Genomic DNA, 4573 nt, shown 5'->3' on the forward strand with positions numbered 1-4573 from the left:
CGCCGCGCCAGGGCGGCCGCCGCAGATCCCGCCCTCTGACCGCAGGCCCTCTGACCGCAAGCCCTCAGCCGCAGGCCCTCACCGCGCAGAACGTCGCCGCCCGCACACCCCGTCCGGCGCCGCCGTCCGCGCTCCTCAGCCGCTGAGGTACGAGTGGAAGGCGCCCTGCGGATCCCAGGCCGCCCGCACCCGCCGCAGCCGCTCCCAGTCCGCCGGCGCGAAGCACCGCCGGGCGCGTGAGGGGTCGGCGGTGAGATCGGCCTCGGCGATGTAGTGGCCGGTGGTCAGCGGCTCGACGGCCTCCACGGTCCGCCGCAGCCAGCGGACGTTCCGGTCGTCGTCACGGGAGTCCTCCCACACCGCGTACGGGACGGCGTAGCTCTCCCCCAGCACGGAGAAGGCCATGTCCGCCGTCAGGCCCTCCTCCCGGGAGACCGGCGTGACCGGAGCCAGTACCAGGGACCGGGGGGACGGTGCCTCCGCGATCGCCTCGCCGAGCCGGGTGAGCAGGGTGGGGTGGTCGGCGGACGACCAGAGGGTGTCGGCGGCGTACCGCAGGCCCTCCGGCCAGACCTCGGCGGATCCGGCGTAGAGCGCGTCCAGGGAGGTCGGCAGGTCGGCGTCCCGGGCGAGCGGCCTCTCGGTGAGCGGGCAGGTACGGAGCGGCGCCAGGGCACGGGCCGCCTCCTCGGGCGAGTCGGCGAACGCGGTGGCGGTGACCATGACCGTCCTCGGCCCTGCCGGGTCGCCGGTCGCGGTCCCGAGGACGAGGGTCGGCTCGACCAGGGACGGCAGTTCCGCCGACGCGGACACGGCCCAGCGGACCACGGCCTCGACCGCCTCCAGCGGGAACACCTGGGTGGTCGCGGCCAGGGCCGCCCGCCGCGGTCGCAGGGCGAGGTGGAAGGCGGTGACGACGGCGGGGAAGCCGGGCCCGGCCCCCTTCGCAGCCCAGAAGAGCTCGGGGTTCTGCTCGGCGTCGCAGACGACGGTACGGGCGTCCGCGGTGACGGCCTCGATCCGCCGCACCCCGGCGCAGGCCACCCCCCAGTGTCGGGAGTTCCAGCCGAGGCCGCCGCTGAGCAGATAGCCGCCGAGGGCCACGGACCCGCAGTGCCCGGTGGGGAACGCCAGCCCCTCCCGGGCCAGCGCGCGGGTCAGCTCGCCACCGGTGAGGCCGGGCTGCACCCGGGCGGTGGCGGAGGCGGCGTCGATCTCACAACGGCGCAGCGCCGAGAGGTCCAGCAGCAGGCCGCCGTCCCGCAGCGGCGACCCGCACCAGCTGTGGCCGCCGGACCGTACGGCGATACGGAGCCCGCGTTCCCGGGCCCATCCGACGGCCGCCACGACATCGGACTCCGAGGCGGCCCGCACGATCACCTCGGGGTGCCGCTCGGGCTTCAGGTCGTTCCACAGCGCTTTGGCCCGGGCCTCCTCGTAACCGCCTCCCCCTCTGTGGACGACCGTCCCGGTGATCCCGGGGGGCTGCGGGTGGGCGCACATGACGGCCTCCTGACCCCTGCGCCCGCCGGCCCTCCCGGCGCTGGAGGGGCTGCGGCGCCGAGGCTGTGTGATCGGCGTCACAGGACTCACCCAGGCTACTCGGCGCACTCGCGGGCGGCCCGGGGAAGTCCTGGCCCGGGGATCGCCTCCGGGCTCGTGCTGATCACCGAGGTCGCCCCTCCCGGCCACGAGCGCCGCGAGCGCACGAGCACCGCAGGCACACCGGCACCGTAGGCGCGACCGGCTGCGCAACCGCCGGGTCTGCGCACGGACGGTCACGCGCGGTGCACGTCCTGGTGGACGACCACGACGGCCGTGCACCGGCGACCGTGCACACCTCCGGGGGCCACCGGGGGCCGGCCAGGGAGGCGGCGATCACCGCGTCCCGACCGGTCCCCCCGGCGGGGAGCCGCGCTCAGCCCTCGAAGTCGCGGGCGGCGGAGAGCTCATAGGAGCGGTCGGGTTCGGTCAGGGCCACCAGGACCTCGAACCGGCGGTGGAACTGCCCCACGGACCAGGACAGTCCGGCCGCCAGGCCCTCGGGGGTGGCTGCGTGCAGCGCGCCGGGGACGGGCGGCACCGCGAACTCGTCCTCCTCCTCCGGTGCGTCCGGGTCATGGGGCGGCTCGGGGGCCTCGGAGGCGGTGTCCCAGCGCCAGTCCACGGCGGCCTCGGCTCCGTCCGGGCCGACGACCAGCAGTTCCTCGTGCTCCTCGTAGACGGCCGGGCAGCCGGGCAGCAGCTCCCGGACGAAGGCGGGCACCCGGTGCACGGTCCCCTCGCTCAGCACCCGGCCGCCGGCCACCTCGCTGGCCAGCGAGACATGCAGCCGCTCGGCCAGGGCGGGCGCCAGTACCGGGGCGACCGGCAGCACCGGGAAGTCGTCCAGCAGCTGCACCAGGTCGGGGGCGTCGGCGATCACGGCGTCCGTGGGGTCCACGATCAGGGTGTGGGCCGGGCGGCGGCCGGTCTCCGGGTCGAGCGGCGGCAGGGCGCGCACCACCTCCGGGGGCTCGACGCGGTCGACCGCCACCCGAGCCAGCGCGGTGTGGATGCCGTGCAGCTGACGGTGGCTCACCCCTGCCTCCGGGTCGGCCAGCCGGTCCAGCACCTCGTCGGGGCCACCCGGCTCGCCGAGCAGGGCCGCCAGGGTGGTCCGCACCCCGAGGGCGTGCAGGAACTGCTCGTCCAGGCCGGTGCGTGCCTCGTCGTAGAGCCCGCGCAGCAGCGGGTCGCCGCCCGCGGCGCGCAGTCCGGCGGGGCGGCGGCCGTCCAGCACGGGGTGGTCGCGCAGCCACCAGGCGGCGTACGGGGGCAGGTCGGCGGTGGTTCCGTCGGCCAGCAGCACCCGTACGGGGTCGACCACCGCGCTGCGGTACGGCGGCCGGGCCAGCATGGCGAGGGCCTCCGCCCAGGCGTCGTCGTCCACCAGGTCGAGGTCACGTACGGCGAGCAGCTCGGTGGCGACGGGCGGTACGGCGAACTCCTCACCGGTGCCGCGCTGGTGCAGGATCTCCAGGGCGTCCTCGCACCACTCGGCGAGCCCGTCCGGGGCCTCGTCCAGCAGCCCGGTCGGCTCGCCTCCAGCGGCGCGGTCGGCGGGGACGGTCGGGTCCAGCCGCTCCAGGTCGTCGGGGTCGAGGACGGCGTCCTCGGCGCGGGCCAGCACGAAGCGGGCGGCCACCCCCGCGGCCTCCAGCACTGCGGCGCCCCAGCGGTCCAGCAGGTCGTCGTCGACGAAGGCGGCGTCCTCCTCGCGGACCACGGCGGCCAGCGGGCTGCCGGGCAGCACCAGTTCACCGGCGGGGGCGGGCTCGCCCTCGTCGTCGGTGAGGCAGAGCCTGGCCAGCCAGGGGTGGTCGCCGGGCTCGGTACCGGCCGCCTTCACCAGGCCGAGGACGGCCTCGGCGATGTCCTCCGCCTCCTCCTGGTCCTCGTCGGCGAGCCGCACCGAGCGGGCCACCGCGGCCCGCACCTCGGGCGTGTCCAGTAGCGCCCCCGGGGTGGCGACACCCGCGCCCAGCTTCTCCAGCAGCGGGTGTGCGGCGTCGGGGTGGACCAGCCGCAGGTCCAGCAGGGCGAGCACGGTGGACAGTTCGCCCTCAGAGATGCCGTCGCCGAGCCACTGGGCGGGGGCGTCCGCCCAGTCCTCGCGGGGGCCGGGGAGCAGCACCCTGCGGGGTCCGGTGACGGTGCGTCCGTCCGCGAGCGGCACCGGCAGCGCACCCAGCGCCTCGGTGTCGGCGCCGGCCAGCGCGCCGTAGAGGTTGCGCCACCACTCGGGGTCGCGGTCCAGGCCGCCGAGCTGGTCGACGACCTCGGCCAGCGGCACCCGGCGGACGTCCAGCACCCGCAGTTCGGGGCGCCGCTCCAGGCCGGCGGGCAGCAGGCCCGGCATCACCGCCGCGACGGCCTCCACCACCGAGGCGTCGGCGCCCTCCAGCAGGGTCGCCTCCCGGGGCCGCAGGGCGCGCGGGCCGTGCGGCCGGCCCTCCTCGGCGTCGAGGTCGGGGTACTCCTCGAAGGAGGGCCGCTCCGTCCCGTCCGGCGCCGGGACCTCCGGCAGGAAGGGCGTGGCCGGCAGCCGCCCCAGGATGGCCCGGCGCAGCGCGCCGTCCAGGGCGCCCTGGCCCAGTGCGCCCGGTACCAGGTTCAGCGAGGAGAGGTCGGCGCCGCGGTCGCGCAGCAGGCCCGCGTAGCAGTCGGCGGCCTGCTCGGTGAGGAAGTCGGTGAGCGGTCCCGGCGCCACATGGCGGCGGGTGGAGTCCAGCGGGTAGGTGGCGATCAGCAGCGCGGGCACGCCCAGCGGTTCGTCCGTCGGGGTGGGGGCGTGGACGACGGGGGCGGTGCGGGGACGCTGCGGCCGGTCGTCGGCGTCGACCGGGACGGCCCAGGTCACCGACCAGTACGGACGGCGGCGCTCCTCGGTCGGCCGGTCGGCCAGCAGGGCGTCGTCCAGCCGGCCGCTGGCCCCTCTCAGCTGCCAGCGGCTGTCCTCGGCGGCCGCCCTGTCCGTGACCACCACCGTCGCCGGGCCGGGGCCGGTGGCCTCCAGGGTGCGGCGGGTGAG

2 protein-coding genes are annotated in these 4573 nt (G+C 77.0%); both read right to left on the reverse strand.

All coding sequences use genetic code 11. The features are described from left to right. Positions 1-135: 135 nt before the first annotated feature. Positions 136-1503, reverse strand: a complete 1368-nt coding sequence (locus tag AOK09_RS17310; protein WP_055588112.1) for an FAD-binding oxidoreductase — start codon at positions 1501-1503, stop codon at positions 136-138. Between the two features lie 415 nt (positions 1504-1918). Beyond that, positions 1919-4573 (reverse strand): hypothetical protein (locus AOK09_RS17315; protein WP_055588113.1); only part of this gene is annotated, 2655 nt, incomplete at its 5' end.

Origin of the sequence: Peterkaempfera griseoplana (genome assembly GCF_001418575.1) — a bacterium.
Lineage (GTDB): Bacteria > Actinomycetota > Actinomycetes > Streptomycetales > Streptomycetaceae > Peterkaempfera > Peterkaempfera griseoplana.

What these genes read in the sequence shown, in the direction of transcription:
- AOK09_RS17310 (WP_055588112.1), bottom strand. Translation starts at nt 1,503, where the DNA reads ATGTGCGCCCACCCGCAGCCCCCCGGGATCACCGGGACGGTCGTCCAC.